A 14,302-nucleotide genomic window follows, 5' to 3' on the forward strand; every position below is an offset into this window, starting at 1 on the left:
AATCTCGGGTTGGCATCATGCAGCCGTGGAAGGATTCAGCGCAGCGCAGCTTGCAGCGCTTTGCGGATCACCATGGCGACATCATCGCCGTCGGCTTCCGCATCACGTGCCATCTTTGCCGCTTCGGCCGGTTTATAGCCTAGTTGCTGCAAAGCCACCGTCGCCTCGGACACCGGGTCGTTGCCTAGCTGCCCGGCGATAGGGGCGCCGCCACCGGTGAAATTGGCTGCGCGGTCGCGCAGTTCCACCACCATGCGCTCGGCGGTCTTCTTGCCGATGCCGGGGATGCGGGTCAGTGCAGTGATGTCACCACTCTGGATCAAACGCGCGAACTCATCGACGCTGGCGCCGGACAACACCGCCAGCGCGATCTTGGCGCCAATACCCGACACCTTCTGCACGTCGCGGAACAAGCGCCGTTCACCCTCGCGCAGGAAGCCGTACAGCGAAACGCTGTCCTCCTTCTGCGCGTAGTGAGTGAACAGAATGACCTCGCGGCCGGTGTCAGGCAGGTCGTAGAAAGTGCTCATCGGCGCCTCGAGCTCGTAACCAACGCCATTGACGTCGATCACCAGCCACGGCGGTGCCTTGTAAGCGAGGATGCCGCGCAGTCGGCCAATCATGGCTCTGCCCTCTGGGCGGAAAAACCGGAAATGGGGAACGAGGAAGGACCACTCATCGCTTCGGCAGCACAATGGTGCCCACATTGCAGGGAACGCGCATTCGCCGCTCCCTGACCCCGATTCCCTGCTTCCAGATTCATTTGCGACTCCATGCCTGACGCACGTCCACGCCCAGCCGGTTGGCGGTGGCGCGCACATGCGCGTGGGTAATGGCCACTGCCAGCGCATCGGCGGCATCGGCCTGTAACTTGCCTTGCAGGTTGAGCATCAGCCCGACCATGTGCTGCACCTGCTGCTTTTCCGCGCCACCACGGCCGACCACGGCCAGCTTGATCTCGGTGGCGGCGTACTCGCTGACCGGCAGGTCGCGCATCACCACCGCACACACGGCGGCGCCACGCGCCTGGCCCAGCTTCAACGCCGAATCGGCGTTCTTGGCCATGAACACTCTTTCGATGGCCACTTCCTGCGGCTGGTATTCCTCGATCAACGCATGCAGCCCGTGCGCCAACAGCTTCAACCGCTGCGGAAAATCGGCCGCACCCAACAACACCAGCGGGCAATGATGAACATGCCGCGCCTTGCCGCTGGCATCAATGTCGATGATGCCGACGCCGGTGCGTTGTGAACCGGGGTCAATGCCGAGGATGCGGGTCATGTAAGGGCCTGTGGAAGAAAGACGGCGCACAGCATTGCAGCGCGCCGTCTCACCTGCCGGGACTGGATCAGCCTTCCAGGCTGGCCTGGTCGACGTTGGAGTACACGTCCTGCACGTCGTCCAGGTCCTCAAGCATGTCCAGCAACTTCCTCACCTGAGGCGCGGTATCGGCATCGACTGCGATGTCATTTTCCGCACGGAATGTGATTTCAGCGTGGTCGCTGACCAGACCCGCAGCATCCATCGCATCCTTCACCGACTGGAATGCATCCGGCGCGGTGATGACGTCGATGGAGCCATCTTCCGGGTACACCGCGATGTCGTCGGCGCCGGCTTCGATGGCTGCCTCGGTGATCTTTTCCTCATCGGCACCCGGCGCGTAACTCAGCACACCAAGACGCTTGAACATGAAAGCCACCGAACCCTCGGTGCCCATGTTGCCGCCGCACTTGCTGAAGGCGTGGCGCACGTCAGCCACGGTCCGCACACGGTTGTCAGTGAGGCAGTCGACGATGACCGCCACGCCGCCCGGGGCATACCCCTCGTAACGGATCTCTTCGTACTCGACACCTTCCAGCTCGCCGGTGGCCTTCTTGATGGCGCGCTCGATCACGTCCTTGGACATGTTGGCGCTCAGGCCCTTGTCCATGGCCACGCGCAGCCGTGGGTTGTTGTTTGGGTCGCCTCCACCGCCGCGAGCAGCAACGCTGATCTCACGAATGATCTTGGTGAAAATCTTGCCGCGCTTCGCGTCAGACGCGTTTTTGCGGCCTTCGATGGAAGGACCTCTACCCATGGGAATGCCGTACATCTGTCAGGAACAGGACGCGAATTCTACCTGATCCCCCGGCCACGGCCCGTTACGACGCGCGACGAACCGCCTCGCTCGGAAACTGCCCCTGCCTGAGGAAGGTGGCGGTCAGCTCGGCCACCTCATGGGAAAGCACCAGCCCGCTATGACTGGCCGGCACGATGCAGTGGTCGGCCAGGCCGGCCAAACAGGTTTCGGCCAGGCCGACGGTGCCGTCCGAATCGCCCTGCAAAGCCCCCATCAATGCCCCCAGGCCGTGGGCTACGGAACCTGCGATCAAACCCACCTGCGCGGGACCGCGCCAATCCGGCAACCCGTGCTGCAGCAGATTGCCACTGCGACCGAGCGCGGCCGACCAACCGTGGTCAGCCAGGCTACGCGCGGTTTCACTACCGCATAACGGCGAGCCCAGACAGACCACGCGCGGCACCTCCAGCTCCGGCGCCTGGCGCAAGGCTTCCAATGCAACCAGCCCGCCGAGGCTGTGCCCCACCAGATTGATCGGCCCGCTGCTCCGCAAACGCTCCAGCAGCAGCGGCACTGCCACGTCCGGCCCGCCCGAAACACTGGGGTAACCAAAGATATCGACCTGAAAGCCCTGCGTACGCAGACGCCACGCCAGTGGGATCAGCCAGGAGCGGGTGTTCCAGATACCGTGCAGCAACAGCACACGGGGATGGCGCGTGGGGGATGGCGACATGGATGCAGTCTGTCTGATGCCGGGGGACACGCCAAGCAGAGAATGGTTGAATTGCCTTCGCAGTGGTGAGGTGCTGCGAAAGCCCCCTCCCCTTACCTCTTCGCCTCGCGAAAGGGTAAGGAGTGAAAAGCGTCGCCACCTTCGGCCATCCCTTCCTTTTACTTTAACGAAGCACTGGGAAGGGGCACTTTCCCCCCGGGGCGCTGAAAGCAACACGGGACGCACTGCGCTGTCACGGGGTACACATTGGCGCCGGGTACGCTTAGCGCGCCTTGGCGGGCCTGCGCAGGATGAACTCCCTATCGCGCACGCGCCCGACCGGGAATTCGTAGGTGCCTACCCGCTCGAAACCATGCCGTGCATAGAAGCGCTGTGCACCGAGGTTCTCCGACCACACGCCGATCCACAGCATGCGATCACCGCCCGACTCCAGCCACTGCAGCGCTTCGGCGAAAAGGCGCCCCCCACTGCCGCCATTCTGGTGCGCGCGCAGCACGTACAAACGCTTCAACTCGCCATCACCCGGCTGCACGTCTGCATGCGGCAAGCCGCAAGGGCCGGCAAAGGCAAAACCGACCGCCTCGCCTTCAATTTCCAACAACCAGGCCGCGTAATCCCCGGATTCCAGCTGCTGACGTTGCAGCTCAAGCGGATAGGCATCGGCCAGATAACCGGCCAGGTCTTCCGGTGGATACAAATGGCCGAACGTCTCCACGAAGGTACGTTCGGCCAGGCTGCACAAGCGTGCGGCGTCTGCAGGGGTCGCGCGGCGGATGGACATACATCAGGGGCCAGGAGTGAGAAGGAACAAAGGTGGAAGACCCAAGCTGCGGCTCCCCCCACTTCTCACTCCCATCCACTCACTCCTTGTTCTTGGCCCGGACCTGCACGTGCACTTCAGCCAGCTGCGCGTCGGCGATGGGCGACGGGGCGTCCGTCATCAAGCACTGGGCGCCGGTGGTCTTCGGGAACGGAATGACGTCACGGATTGACTCGGTGCCGGCCATCAGCGCAGCGATACGGTCAATACCGAAGGCAATACCACCATGCGGCGGCGCGCCGTAGTTCAGCGCGTCGAGCAGGAAGCCGAACTTGGCGCGCGCCTCATCGGCATCGATACCCAGCAGTTCAAACACCGCGCTCTGCATTTCCGGACGGTGGATACGGATGGAGCCGCCGCCGATCTCGTTGCCGTTGAGCACCATGTCGTAGCCACGCGAGACGGCTGTCTTGGCGTGCGCGCGCAGGTCCGCCACATCGTCCACCGCCGGTGCGGTGAAGGGATGGTGCAGGGCCACGTAGCGCTGCGCTTCTTCGTCCCATTCGAACATTGGGAAGTCGGTGACCCACAACGGCGCCCAGGTATCAGCGACCAGGCCAAAGTCCTTGCCGGCCTTCAGACGCAGCGCGCCCATGAAATCGGACACCTTGTTGTAGCCGCCAGCACCGAAGAACACGATGTCGCCGTTGCCGGCACCCACGTGCTTGAGCAATGCAGCGAACGCTTCCTCACCGAAGAACTTCTGAATCGGCGAGCTGATTTCGCCGTTGTCGCCGAGCTTGATGTAAGCCAGGCCCTTGGCGCCGTACTTGGCGGCATGGGCAGCGTATTCGTCGATCTGCTTGCGCGACAGTGTGGCACCGCCCGGAATGCGCAGCGCGGCCACGCGGCCGTCGGCATCATTGGCGGCGGCGGTGAACACCGGGAACTCGCTGGCCTTGACCAGCTCGGCCACGTCCACCAGCTCCAGCGCGATGCGCAGGTCCGGCTTGTCCGAACCGTAGCGACGCATCGCCTCAGCCCACGTCATGCGCGGAAACTGTGTCGCCAGCTCGACGTCGACCACTTCCTTGAAGATGACGCGAATCATGTCTTCGACGAAATCCTGCACGTCGCGCTCGCGCACGAAGGCGAATTCCATGTCCAGCTGGGTGAACTCCAGCTGGCGGTCTGCACGCAGCGCTTCATCGCGGAAGCAACGGGCGATCTGGTAGTAACGGTCGAAGCCGGCCACCATCAGGATCTGCTTGAACAGCTGCGGGCTCTGCGGCAGGGCGTAGAACTCGCCCGGGTGCATGCGCGCCGGCACCAGAAAGTCGCGTGCACCTTCTGGCGTGGCCTTGGTCAGGATCGGGGTTTCAATGTCCTGGAAGCTGCGTGCGTCCAGGTGGCGGCGCAGCGCCTGCACCAGCTTGATGCGGGTGCGCTGCATGCGCTGCATTTCCGGGCGGCGCAGGTCCAGATAGCGGTACTTCAGGCGGGTTTCTTCGCCCGGGTTCTCGTGCGCGTGGAACGGCAGCGGCGCGGCCTTGTTGAGAATGGTGATGCGCGTGGCGATGACTTCCACCTTGCCGCTGCGGATCTTGTCGTTGACCGCGTGACGCGCACGCACCACACCCTCAACCTGCAGCACATCCTCGTAACCCAGGCTGGCAGCAACCGCGAACACCTCGGCGTTGTCGGGCTCGACGGTGACCTGGACGATGCCCTCGTGATCTCGCAGATCGATGAAGCAGACGCCGCCGAGGTTGCGGGCAACGTCGGTCCAGCCGGCGAGGGTCACGGTTTGGCCAATCAAGGTCTCATCGACCAGGCCGCAGAAATGGGTACGCATGGAAAACTCCGCAGGGGATGCCGACGCGCGGAGCGCGCCGGTAAAGGTTTTACGCCAGCCAATGGCCGGACAAGCCCGGTATTTTGCGGCCGCACGGGGGCTGGGGCAAATCCTGCGGTTAGTCACGTCGTTTTAAGCGGGATTGGCCCTATAGTTCCGCGTCCCAAACCTGAACAGGGCCGCCGCCATGAACCGCCGCTTCCTGCTTGCCTGCCTGCTGGCCGCGCTGCCACTGGCTTTGACCATCCCCTCTGCCGCCGCACAAACCAGCCTTATGGGCCAGGCCGGCACCATCCGATGCGAGAGCAACAGCAACCGCCAACAGACCTGCAATACCGGCTGGCGCAACGCGGTTCTGGTGCGTCAGCTGTCTGACACGCGCTGCATCGAAGGCCGAAACTGGGGCAGTGGCAACGGCACGATCTGGGTCAACGGCGGCTGCCGTGGCGAGTTTGCTCAGGGCCGGAGCAACGCCGGTGGCGGCAATGGCAATGGCAATGGCAACACGATCCGCTGCGAAAGCAACAGCAACCGTCAGCAGACCTGCAATACCGGTTGGCGCCGTGGCGCCGTGCTAGTACGCCAGCTCTCCGATACCCGCTGCATCGAAGGCCGCAACTGGGGCAGCGGCAACGGCACGATCTGGGTCAATGGCGGCTGCCGTGGTGAATTCGCGGAGGATCGCAACGGCGGCAACTGGGGCGGTGGCGGTCCAGGTGGCAACCACGGCACCCTCCGCTGTGAAAGCAACAGCAACCGTCCCCAGACTTGCAATACCGGCTGGCGCCGTGGCGCTGTGCTGGTCCGCCAGCTCTCCGACACCCGTTGCATCGAAGGGCGCAACTGGCGCAGCGGCAACGGCACGATCTGGGTCAGCGGCGGTTGCCGTGGCGAGTTCGCCGAGGCCCGCAATGGCAGCGGATGGGGTGGTGGTGGTGGTTCCAACTACATCGTCGACTGCGCCAGCGACGGCAATCGCGTGCGCTCCTGCGCTTGGGATCGCCGCCAGGGCCGGCCCGTTATCGTCCAGCAGCTCTCGCCCATACCGTGCATCGAAGGCCGCAACTGGGGCTACAACGGCAACAGCCTGTGGGTGAACGGCGGTTGCCGCGCACGCTTCGGCACGCGCTGAACCCCGCAAGGCATGAAACGAAGGGCGCCTGATCGGCGCCCTTTTTGGTGGATTACTGCGCACCCCATGGAGCCGGCGGCAATGCCACTGGCTGGCTCAGATCAAACTCGACCTGGAACAAGCGGCCACCCGGCCGCGAAAGTTCATAGACGAAACGCTTGCCCTGCTCCACTTCCATTGCCCAGGTGTTGTTGAGTGATGCGTTCATGCCTTCGCGCTCGAACATCGCCACGGATTCGGCATCCACCGGAAACGCCTGACGCGCTGCGGTGCCGGCATCGGCTGTCTCGCCGCCATACATCGTCACCGCATCGGGCGTGCCGTCTTCGTGCCGATGATCGTGCTTCAGGCGCAGGCCGCTTCCGGTGCGGGTCAGCACCCAGGTGCGGGAGTGATCGTCACCCACATGGAAAGGCACGCGCAGCTCACGCTCGGGTGCGTCACAGCCCCGTACATGCATCACCAGTGCCTTGCCTTCAAAGGCATCCGGCGTAGCCGAGGCAGGCAGGTTGTTGATGATGCGGCCGGCGAATGCCTTGCCGCAGTGGCTGGCCAGGGTCGCCATGAACTGATCCGCCGCCATCGGGTCGACGTTGCCCTGTGCATTTGCAGGGGTGGAGACAAACGCGCCGGCCATCGCCAGCGCGCACAACACTACGGGAAAAAGTTTGATGTTCATGGCCCGACCGTATCCGCTGGCCCGTCAGCAGGCAAGCCAGCCGCGCGCTTACGACGGCAGGACTGCGGTGAATGCGTCGTTCAAAACCCGTGTAGCCCAGCCGTCTTGCGCACAGATGCCGCCCTCGCGGTGCCGGCGGCGAAGCGCCAGGCGGGGAAAAGACAACTTCCCCGAAACACACGCCTGTCGGAGGCAACGGTGCATTGAAAGTGGCGAACGCGTTCAATGCGCTGCAGGCGGCCTTTCCCGCGCGCTTTCCAAGTCTTCTTGCCATCGGGCTGGCAGGACCGAATCCTTGCCGTAGAGCGCTTCGGCCAACGTCACCACCTGCTGCCAACGCGCTACTGCGTCTGCTGTCTTGCCGCGCGATTCCATCAACCTCGCCTGCAGAACCTGCTGATTGATTGCGGCATACGGGCTGCTGGCAAGCATCGGCTGCAAGGCGGCCAGCGTGGTCGCTGCCTCATCCAATCGTCCCTTGGCCAACAACCACTCGGCCCAGCCCTGGCGGATGCGGATGCCGTTGGCGCTGTCGGCAGGAATGCGGGGCAACCACTGCTGCTGGGCACGTTGCACCAGCGCGTCACCTTCGGCCTTACCTTGCCGGGTGAGAAACAAACCCAGCTGCAGGGTCGCGTCGAGCGTGTCGGGATGATCGCGACCAATGGCGGCGGTGCGGATGGCCAGCATTCGCCGGTAATCCGTTTCAGCGTTGGCGGTGTCACCCGTGGCAGCGGCAAGCATGGCGGCGGTTTCCAGCATCGCCGAATAGTTGTAGCTGTCCTGGCCCATCACCTGCGCCGATTGGTGCAGCGCCGTGGCGACGTACGGGCGCGCGCGCTCAAACTGGCCTTTGCGGATCAACGCCAATGCCAGACGGTTGTTCTCGCTGATGAAATAGACGCTGTGCTCACCAAAAATTTTCGGCGCACGCGCCAGATTGGCTTCCAGCGTGGTGATGGCCTCATCCAGATCACCGCGGTCCAGCAACATCAACGCGCGCTCGGTATTGCTGGACCAGAACTCGTAAGACATTTCGCCGAACATGCGCTTGAACATCGGCGTGGAGCGATCGAATGCTGCCGCCGACGCCTGCAGATCACCTTTGCGCCGGTACATCATTCCGAGGTTGTCCAGGCTCACACCGATGAACTGATCGCGCTTGGCCAACTCGTGCCGCTGCAGGGCCTGACGGAAGGCAGCCTCGGCAGCGTCATAACGCTGCTCGGACAACTGCGACAAGCCCAGCGAGTTATACGACTGCGCCACCCGGAAACTATCGGCAGGCTGCGTTCCCAGCAGCGCCAAAGCGCGCTGCGCCAGCCGCGTGCCTTCGGCGCCATTGCGATTGTTGGCAAAGCTGCCGGCCATCAAATTGAACAGCTTGGCCGCTTCATCCCGATTGCGTTCACCGCCACTGGCCGCCATCGCTTCAGCGGCATCCCGCATCAACGGTTCGGCACGCAGCAGATCGCCGCTGTTGCGGTAGGCCAGGCCGATGGTGCCCTTCAGTCGCGCGCGTACTTCGGGTGAGGCATCCAGCTCTTCATCGATGCGGGTGGCGGCGCGGTCCAGCACCTCGCCGGCCGAGATGCTTTCACCACCGCGCAAGCCTTTCGCGCGCGGATCGGCGGCTTCGAACATGGACACCATGAAGGCGCTCACCTGCTCGGCCACTTTGGCCTCGCGCTCAGCAGCGGCATGGGCTTCGGCCAGGCGCCACACGAACCACGCTGCCATCAGCGCCGTTGCCAGCAACAGGCTCATGCCGCGCCAGTTGCGACGCAGCCAGCGACCACCGCGATACCAACGCCCACCGCCGCGCGCCTGCACCGGCCGGTGCTGCTGCCAGCGCACGACATCTGCCGCCAAGGCTTCCACCGACGGATAGCGCTGCTCCGGCGGCAATGCACCGGCTCGCACCACGATAGCGTCCAGGTCACCGCGCAGCGCGCGCGCCCACGTGCAGTCCGCACCCGCCAACGCGCTGGGCGGCGACACGGCCTTACCTGCATCGCTGCCATCGCGCCTGCCACCCTTGCCCGCCAGCAGCTCGGCCAGCACCGCGCCAAGACTGAAAACATCACTGGCAACCCCCACTGCTTGCCCGGCCTGCAGTTCCGGCGATGCATAGGCCGGCGTGAAAAACTGCGCCCGCGCTTGACCGTCGCCATCATCGAGCAAACGCGATACCCCGAAGTCCAGCAACACCGGCTCGCCATCCGCGCGCACCAGAATGTTGGAAGGCTTGAGATCGCAGTGGAGCACCAACCGTGCGTGCGCGGCTTGCACCGCATTGCATACCTTCAGGAACAGATCCAGCCGTTGACGCAGATCCAGTTTGTGACGCGCGCAGTACACGTCCAACGGTTCGCCGTGAACGTACTCCATCACCAGATAGGGATGCCCCGCCGGCGTGGTGCCACCGTCGTACAAACGGGCGATGTTGGGATGTTGCAGGCCCGCAAGGATGCGCCGCTCCGCAGCCAGACGCTCGGCCACACGCGGGCCAGGTTCGCCCAGCAGGAACTTGATCGCCACCTCCTGCGCATACAAACCATCGCCACGTTCGGCACGAAACACGATGCCCATGCCACCACTGGCCAGCCGCCCGCACAAACGCCACGGGCCGATAAGGTCGCCTTCGTTCAACTCCGATGCCATGGAAGCAGTGAGCAGGTGTTCCAGCGGCGCGCGCGCACTGCCTAGATCGCGTGTCTGCGCCTGCAGCAGTTCCAGTGTTTCTGCGATGACATCCGGGTCGATGCTCCGACGCGCCAACTCGGTCTGCCATTGCGATGGCTCAAGCTCGCACACCGCATCAAAAAGCTTTCGCACCTGCTGCCAACTGTCGCGATCCATCCCCATCCCCTGCTACGCACGGCATTGTCGTGTCGCGCTTCCCGGGGGGATGATAGCGGCCGTTTTGCAGGCTCAGTGCGATTACCGAATCGGATCGTCAAGAATGCGCACGCTATCGACGTCTCTTACGATTTTCCAGGCAGATCCACATCCGCCGCCCTGTTCCACCGTGAATTCACTGCCACGCAAGCGTGTGTATCCGTCAACGCAGGCGGGCGCTGGCAAGCTCACCCACGCGACGCAGGATGGTGTTGCGGCCGTCATCATCCAGCTTCGACCCCTGCAGGTAGCTGGTCAGCAACCATGGCGTACCGCCGGCTTCGGGCCACAGCACGGCGATGTCGTTGGTGGTGTCCTTGCCGTTGCTGCCGGTCTTGTCGCCGACCCGCCAGCCTTGCGGCAGACCCGCGCGTAGACGTTGGTCACCGGTCTCGTTGTCAATAAGCCAGTCAGCCAATTGTTGACGCGAGGCCGTGCTGAGCACATCACCCAGCACGAACCGCTGCAGGTTGCCGGCCATCGCTGCCGGGCTGGTGGTGTCGCGTGGGTCGTCCATCGCAAACCGATTGACGTCCGGCTCATAGCGCGCGGTGACAGTGATCGCATCGCCCTGCGCACGCAGGAATGCGGCAAGTCCGGCCGGCTCGTCAACCAATGGCAGCAGCAGATTGGCCGCAGCGTTGTCGCTGGTGACCAGCGTCGTGCGGCACAGATCGCGCACGGTCATGTCCTTGCCGACGTGGCGCTCGGTGCCGGGTGAATGGCTGAGAATGTCCGTCGCACGCACCGGCACACGCTGGTCCAGCGACAACCGGCCATGATCGGCGCGATGCAGTACCGCCGCCGCGAGCAGGAACTTGAAGGTGCTGCACATCGGGAACCGCTCATCCATGCGGTGGCCGTAACGCGCGCCGCTGGCCGGGTGCCACAGGCATACACCCAAGCGGCCGCCGCTTTCAGCTTCCAGCGCGGTGAAGTCACGGGCGGTAGGGGCCGCTGCAGTGGCGGCGGCCATCTGCGCCAAGGCGGGGAGCGCAACCGCGCTGGCCAGGGCGGCACCACCAAACTTCAGAAACTGACGACGGGCAAACATGGGACGCTCCTCGGCATTGGGTGGGCCGATTATCCGAAGCCTCGGCAAGCGACCACCAGCGCGAAATTTCAGCGAGAGCCATTAGATAAATTTGCTGCTCAGGTCAAAATACGGCCATGAAAGACGGAATAATGGCGTCGCCCATCACCCCTCGTAATGGCTCAGCATGATCCGCCCCCAACTCCCGCTCAACGCCCTGCGTGCCTTCGAGGCCGCGGCCCGGCACCTGAATTTCACCCGCGCCGCCTTGGAGCTGTGCGTCAGCCAAGCGGCGTTGAGCCACCAGATCCGTTCGTTGGAGGATCGCTTGCAGGTGAGTTTGTTCCACCGCCTGCCGCGCGGTGTTGCGCTGACTGACGAAGGTGCAGCGCTGTATCCAGCACTGACCGAATCGTTTGACCGCATTGCGATCGCGTTGGACCGCTTCACCGGCGGCAGCTTCCGCGAGGTGCTTACCGTGGGCGTGGTGGGCACCTTTGCCACCGGCTGGCTATTGCCCCGGCTGGCAGCGTTCGAAGCGGCACATCCGGACATCGAACTGCGCCTGCAAACCCACAACAACCGTATCGATCTGGCCGGCGAAGGCCTGGATCTGGCAATCCGATTCGGCGACGGCGACTGGCAGGGACAGGAATGCATGGCCATTGTCGATGCACCATTCGCGCCGCTGTGCGCACCAGCCTTGGCACGAAAGCTGCGGCAGCCGCGCGATCTCGGTGCGCTGCCCTTGCTGCGTTCCTATCGCAATGATGAGTGGCCGCGCTGGTTGCAAGCGGCGGGTGTAACGGGCGTGGAAGCTCGCGGGCCGGTGTTTGATTCATCGCTGGCGTTGGCCAGTGCGGCGACGGGTGGCGCTGGCGTGGCGTTATTGCCGCTGCGCATGTTCGAGCAGGAACTGGCAGAAGGCCGTTTGCTACAGCCGTTTGCGCAGACACTGACGCTGGGTCGGTATTGGCTCACGCGTTTGCGCTCGCGCAACGAGCGCGAGCCGCTGCGCAGGTTCCGGGTGTGGCTGTTGGCGCAGGAAGGGTTGGCGGTTTAGGCCTGTCTGCCGGGTTTGAAAAGCCGGCCTTCCCCGCCCGCACTTGGCTTCGCCAAAGGGAGGACTGGGAAGGCGCTGACCGTTGAGCCTTAGTGAAGCGGTTTCCGCCTATGCGGAAACCACGACAACACTGCAGCCTCAGTCTTCCAGCATTTCCATCCAGGCCGCTTCTGCCTGTTCCAGCTGCTGCGCGAGCACATCGCGTTCGCCGCCGAGTCGAGTCATCTTGCCGCTGTCGGCATAGTTGGCCGGATCAGCAAGCTGGGCATCCACATCTGCCAGCGACGCACCCAGTTGCTCCACCTTCTTCTCTGCCGCTTCCAGCTTGTGCGGATTGACCGGCTTCTTGCCGGACGCCGGCTTCACCGGTGCCACCACCTGCACGGGCGTGGGCAGTTCAACTTTCTCGGTGCGGTCGGCCTTGCTGCGTGAGCCCTGCGCACTGGCGCGGGTGCGCAGCCATGCGGCGTATTCGTCCAGGTCGCCGGCAAATGGCTCAACCACGCCATCGGCCACGCGCCAGAACGTATCGCAGACCAGACCAATCAAATGGCGATCATGCGACACCATCACGATGGCGCCTTCAAACAGGGCCAACGCTTCGGCCAATGCTTCGCGCATTTCCAGGTCAAGGTGGTTGGTCGGTTCGTCGAGCAGCAATACGTTGGGCTGCTGCCAGGCAATCAACGCCAGCGCCAGACGCGCGCGCTCGCCACCGGAGAAACCATCCACCGATTCGAACGCGCGATCACCCGCGAAATTCCACTTGCCGAGGAAGTCACGGAAGTTCTGATTGATGCCGTCCGGGTCCATGTCGCGGAAGTGATCCATCGCCGTGGCGCCTTCGCGCAGCGATTCCACCGTGTGCTGGGCGAAGTAGCCGATCTTCATGTCCGGGTGCGCATTGCGCTCACCGGACAACGGCTGCAGGTCACCGACCAGGGTTTTCACCAGCGTGGTTTTACCCGCGCCGTTGGGACCGAGCAGGCCCACGCGCTGGCCCGCTTCCAGGCCAAAACCGACATCCTTCAGGATCACTGCATCCGCGCCATAACCGGCGTTGACGTGATCCAGACGGATCAGCGAGAACGGCAGCTTGGCTGGCGGTGAGAACTCAATGCGGAACTCACGCTCGGCACGCACGGCTTCGGTACCGGCCATCTTGGCCAGACGCTTCATGCGGCTTTGCGCCTGCGTGGCCTTGCTGGCCTGCGCCTTGAAGCGGTCGATGAAGCTCTGCAGGTGAGCGCGCTCGGCCTGTTCCTTCTCGTGGGTGATCTGCTGCTGACGCAGGTGTTCGGCACGCTGGCGCTCGAAATCGGTGTAACCGCCGACGTAGAGCTTTGCGGTGCCGCTGTGCAGATGCAGGGTGTGCGTGGCGACGTTGTCGAGGAACTCGCGGTCATGCGAGATCAGCAGCAGCGTACCGGGATACTTGAGCAGCCACTGTTCCAGCCAGTACACCGCGTCCAAATCAAGGTGGTTGGTGGGTTCGTCGAGCAGCAACAGGTCGCTGGGCATCATCAGCGCACGCGCCAGATTCAGACGCGCACGCCAGCCGCCGGAGAACGCCGCCACCGGGCGCGAATGCGTATCGGCCGGGAAGCCCAGGCCGTGCAGCAGCTTGCCTGCGCGGGCCTCGGCGTCATAGGCGTTGAGCTCGGCCATTTTCTGGTGGGCATTGGCAACCGCCTCCCAATCTTCGCGTGCAGCGGCCGCGGCTTCTTCTTTCAGTACGGCTGCAACTTCGTCGTCGCCGCCAAGCACGTAGTCAATGGCGCGGTCTGGCAGTGCCGGGGTTTCCTGGGCGACGTCGGCAATGCGGATCTTGCCCGGCAGCGACACGTCGCCCTTGTCGGCTTCCAACTCACCGCGCACAGCAGCAAACAGGCTGGATTTGCCTGCACCGTTACGGCCCACCACGCCCACGCGGTAGCCGGCATGCAGGGTGAGGTCGACATTGGACAACAGCAGGCGCTCGCCCCGGCGAAGGGCGAAATTACGAAGGGCAATCATGAATAGGTCCGTTATAACGAAACGGAATGTGCATGTGAGCAGCATTCCTGCGACGTGATTCTAGCGTTAAC

General features: G+C 63.9%; 12 protein-coding genes. 2 read left to right on the forward strand and 10 right to left on the reverse strand.

Features of this window, described 5'->3' with window-relative positions; translation table 11 throughout:
• Positions 1-35: 35 nt before the first annotated feature.
• From ruvA to aspS, 6 genes are all read right to left on the reverse strand, one after another.
• A complete protein-coding gene (ruvA, locus tag PAN08_RS13015; protein WP_269791939.1) occupies positions 36-623 on the reverse strand; it encodes a Holliday junction branch migration protein RuvA in 588 nt (195 codons plus the stop codon).
• Between the two features lie 136 nt (positions 624-759).
• Positions 760-1,281, reverse strand: a complete 522-nt coding sequence (ruvC, locus tag PAN08_RS13020; protein WP_057632726.1) for a crossover junction endodeoxyribonuclease RuvC — start codon at positions 1,279-1,281, stop codon at positions 760-762.
• Between the two features lie 67 nt (positions 1,282-1,348).
• Complete coding sequence (locus PAN08_RS13025; RefSeq protein ID WP_269791940.1) at positions 1,349-2,077, reverse strand: YebC/PmpR family DNA-binding transcriptional regulator; 729 nt, start codon at positions 2,075-2,077, stop codon at positions 1,349-1,351.
• A 64-nt stretch (positions 2,078-2,141) separates the two neighbouring features.
• Positions 2,142-2,792 (reverse strand): alpha/beta hydrolase, encoded by a 651-nt coding sequence (locus PAN08_RS13030; RefSeq protein ID WP_269791941.1) that lies wholly within the window; start codon positions 2,790-2,792, stop codon positions 2,142-2,144.
• A gap of 262 nt (positions 2,793-3,054) precedes the next feature.
• A complete protein-coding gene (locus PAN08_RS13035; protein ID WP_269791942.1) occupies positions 3,055-3,573 on the reverse strand; it encodes a GNAT family N-acetyltransferase in 519 nt (172 codons plus the stop codon).
• 79 nt (positions 3,574-3,652) lie between these two features.
• Positions 3,653-5,407, reverse strand: coding sequence for an aspartate--tRNA ligase (aspS, locus tag PAN08_RS13040; RefSeq protein WP_269791943.1), 1,755 nt, complete (start codon positions 5,405-5,407; stop codon positions 3,653-3,655).
• A gap of 187 nt (positions 5,408-5,594) precedes the next feature.
• On the opposite strand from aspS, the gene PAN08_RS13045 reads away from it, so the two are divergent.
• The gene (locus tag PAN08_RS13045) at positions 5,595-6,539 is read left to right on the forward strand and encodes a DUF3011 domain-containing protein (protein WP_269791944.1); all 945 of its coding nucleotides are present in this window, start codon (positions 5,595-5,597) and stop codon (positions 6,537-6,539) included.
• A gap of 52 nt (positions 6,540-6,591) precedes the next feature.
• Here the strand turns inward: PAN08_RS13045 and PAN08_RS13050 are convergent, their stop codons facing one another.
• The 3 genes from PAN08_RS13050 to bla form a co-directional block, all read right to left on the reverse strand.
• Complete coding sequence (locus tag PAN08_RS13050) at positions 6,592-7,176, reverse strand: hypothetical protein (RefSeq protein WP_269792319.1); 585 nt, start codon at positions 7,174-7,176, stop codon at positions 6,592-6,594.
• A gap of 264 nt (positions 7,177-7,440) precedes the next feature.
• Positions 7,441-10,080 (reverse strand): serine/threonine-protein kinase, encoded by a 2,640-nt coding sequence (locus PAN08_RS13055; protein WP_269791945.1) that lies wholly within the window; start codon positions 10,078-10,080, stop codon positions 7,441-7,443.
• A gap of 202 nt (positions 10,081-10,282) precedes the next feature.
• Positions 10,283-11,173 carry a class A beta-lactamase gene (gene bla / locus PAN08_RS13060; RefSeq protein ID WP_269791946.1) on the reverse strand — a complete coding sequence of 297 codons (891 nt, stop codon included), beginning with the start codon at positions 11,171-11,173 and terminating at the stop codon, positions 10,283-10,285.
• Positions 11,174-11,339: 166 nt separating this feature from the next.
• Between bla and PAN08_RS13065 the strand changes: the two genes are divergently transcribed.
• Positions 11,340-12,215: a LysR family transcriptional regulator gene (locus tag PAN08_RS13065; RefSeq protein ID WP_269791947.1), complete on the forward strand. Its 876-nt coding sequence runs from the start codon at positions 11,340-11,342 to the stop codon at positions 12,213-12,215.
• 138 nt (positions 12,216-12,353) lie between these two features.
• On the opposite strand, the gene PAN08_RS13070 is transcribed toward PAN08_RS13065, so the two are convergent.
• On the reverse strand, positions 12,354-14,231 hold the full coding sequence (locus PAN08_RS13070; protein WP_269791948.1) for an ATP-binding cassette domain-containing protein: 1,878 nt from the start codon (positions 14,229-14,231) through the stop codon (positions 12,354-12,356).
• Positions 14,232-14,302 lie beyond the last annotated feature (71 nt).

Origin of the sequence: Stenotrophomonas sp. Iso1, assembly GCF_027497995.1 — a bacterium.
GTDB lineage: Bacteria > Pseudomonadota > Gammaproteobacteria > Xanthomonadales > Xanthomonadaceae > Stenotrophomonas.

Coding starts and splice junctions, on each gene's coding strand:
- ruvA (WP_269791939.1), bottom strand. CDS start 623: ATGATTGGCCGACTGCGCGGCATCCTCGCTTACAAGGCACCGCCGTGG.
- ruvC (WP_057632726.1), bottom strand. CDS start 1,281: ATGACCCGCATCCTCGGCATTGACCCCGGTTCACAACGCACCGGCGTC.
- PAN08_RS13025 (WP_269791940.1), bottom strand. CDS start 2,077: ATGGGTAGAGGTCCTTCCATCGAAGGCCGCAAAAACGCGTCTGACGCG.
- PAN08_RS13030 (WP_269791941.1), bottom strand. CDS start 2,792: ATGTCGCCATCCCCCACGCGCCATCCCCGTGTGCTGTTGCTGCACGGT.
- PAN08_RS13035 (WP_269791942.1), bottom strand. CDS start 3,573: ATGTCCATCCGCCGCGCGACCCCTGCAGACGCCGCACGCTTGTGCAGC.
- aspS (WP_269791943.1), bottom strand. CDS start 5,407: ATGCGTACCCATTTCTGCGGCCTGGTCGATGAGACCTTGATTGGCCAA.
- PAN08_RS13045 (WP_269791944.1), top strand. CDS start 5,595: ATGAACCGCCGCTTCCTGCTTGCCTGCCTGCTGGCCGCGCTGCCACTG.
- PAN08_RS13050 (WP_269792319.1), bottom strand. CDS start 7,176: ATGGCCGGCGCGTTTGTCTCCACCCCTGCAAATGCACAGGGCAACGTC.
- PAN08_RS13055 (WP_269791945.1), bottom strand. CDS start 10,080: ATGGATCGCGACAGTTGGCAGCAGGTGCGAAAGCTTTTTGATGCGGTG.
- bla (WP_269791946.1), bottom strand. CDS start 11,173: ATGTTTGCCCGTCGTCAGTTTCTGAAGTTTGGTGGTGCCGCCCTGGCC.
- PAN08_RS13065 (WP_269791947.1), top strand. CDS start 11,340: ATGATCCGCCCCCAACTCCCGCTCAACGCCCTGCGTGCCTTCGAGGCC.
- PAN08_RS13070 (WP_269791948.1), bottom strand. CDS start 14,231: ATGATTGCCCTTCGTAATTTCGCCCTTCGCCGGGGCGAGCGCCTGCTG.